Origin of the sequence: Eikenella longinqua, from assembly GCF_001648355.1 — a bacterium.
Classification (GTDB): Bacteria; Pseudomonadota; Gammaproteobacteria; order Burkholderiales; family Neisseriaceae; genus Eikenella; species Eikenella longinqua.
In genome coordinates, this window is the sequence record NZ_LXSL01000001.1 from 1 (window position 1) to 1,144 (window position 1,144).

Below are 1,144 nucleotides of genomic sequence, written 5' to 3' on the forward strand. Positions count from 1 at the left end.
CGCCGTCGGGGGCTAGTCCTGACGGTATCTTTGCCAGACAGGCATTATTCACATCATAAGGCTGGACTAGCTCTCTTTGATCAAGCTAACTCAAAGGAGCTTTTTTCATGTCTTACCAACTTCCCACCTATCCCAACATCACCGCCACCATAGGCCGCCCCGAAGACGGCTTATTCTGCGAACTCACTGTATCCCTCAATATCACAGCAGACAGAAGCTACATCTTGTTCGCCGAAGTCATAGACCAAAACGAACCTGCTGACCGCCTGCAAACCCTCTTAGACATCTACGGCCAATTCATCCTTGATTCCGTAGAACTCCAGCTCCCCTTCTTCCGCAACGTGACCGAAGCGGAATTTGAACAAATCCTCCCCCCGATGGAATAGGCGGCCTAATCATGTACCGTATCGAAGAGCGTATTGAAAAAATCAACGGCGAGAAACAGCGGCGGCAGGCCGCGGAGCGGTTGGCGGCAGCGCGCCAGCGCGACGCCGAACGCAACGCGGCCTATGACGCCTTCGAACGGCGCATGAAAGAGCGCTGGGGCGTGGATATTAAAGTTGCCCGATTGGCACCCCCCACGCTAACAGGGGATGACTTACAAAAATCGCGTGCTGTGAGCGAAAAATACCGCCGTTTGGTTATCCGCAAAGGCAAAGCCGTTGAAGAAATCTTCAGACGGGGAACGAACGGCCATTGTGCCTTCATCGACCAACTGACTTTCGTACTTGAAAAAGTCAGCCTGCTCCGCCTGTTTGACCGTGAAGAGGCAGAACAGGAAGAAATTGTCGGCATGCTTTCTTTCCATCTGCATGAAATCTTCGGTTTCGGCGTATCCCATGACCGCGAAAAATCCGCCAACTTTTACAGCGACAGCTACAACCTCGGCAATCATGAAACCAGTTACGGCATTCTCTGCATCGGTGGCGGAATCAACCCCTCCAACGAATCCACCATCTGCATAGAACTGACCGCCACCGGCCTCAATGCCGCAAAAGACGGCTGGGAACAACGCCTTTATAACTTTTCCCAAATGGATGAAGTTGTTGGCTTCCGCTATACCCGCGTTGATTTAGCCCATGACTTCCTAAGCGGCGAATACAGCGTAAATGACGCCCTGACCGCTTACCGCAATGGCGCATTC

The 1,144-nt window shown here is 52.5% G+C and carries 1 protein-coding gene and 1 pseudogene; both read left to right on the forward strand.

The window, feature by feature from the left end; translation table 11 throughout:
* Nucleotides 1–107: 107 nt before the first annotated feature.
* Nucleotides 108–386: a hypothetical protein gene (locus tag A7P95_RS00005; RefSeq protein ID WP_067589332.1), complete on the forward strand. Its 279-nt coding sequence runs from the start codon at nt 108–110 to the stop codon at nt 384–386.
* An 11-nt stretch (nt 387–397) separates the two neighbouring features.
* Nucleotides 398–1,144, forward strand: a pseudogene (locus A7P95_RS00010) (hypothetical protein); the annotation flags it as partial.